The sequence below is a fragment of the Bradyrhizobium sp. Kon58 genome (genome assembly GCF_055807455.1).
Window position 1 is genome coordinate 1 of sequence record NZ_JBVVOT010000154.1, and the last position, 456, is coordinate 456.

Sequence of the window (456 nt, forward strand, 5' to 3'; positions counted from 1 at the left end):
GTCGTCATTGCCGCTGCCGATTGGGCGCGCCCGCCCGGGCGCGGCATTGCGCCTGGCCCATCCGCTGGACGCTTCGGGCCGCGGACAGATATTGATCAGCGGCGCGTGCGTCGGCCCCGGCTACCTCAACGCGACGCCCGCGCGCCAGGCCAATTTCAGTCGACAGGCGGGGCACGCCACTTACGCCACCGGGGCATTGGCCGCCAACAGCGCAGGGCCGTCCGTGTTCAGGATCAGGCTTGCGCCGACAGTGCGGGCAATCCGTTCCAGGCGCTCAGGTGCGTTGTCCGACTCCACCGGCACGATGGGACAGCCGCACAGCAGGCAGGCCCACCAGGCGGCTAGAAAATCGAAAGACTTATGGCCATACACCAGAACCGGCGCCATGGGGGTTTCGCCATGGGCATGCTGGCGCATTATTTCATGCGCGATATCCTGCGCCCGCTGGCTCAGCGC

1 protein-coding gene is annotated in these 456 nt (G+C 67.5%); it reads right to left on the bottom strand.

Going from position 1 to position 456, the window contains the following annotated elements; translation table 11 throughout:
- Nucleotides 1-180 precede the first annotated feature (180 nt).
- On the bottom strand, nt 181-456 hold a 276-nt coding region (locus AC0L20_RS39910; RefSeq protein WP_473295653.1), incomplete at its 5' end, for an AMP-binding protein.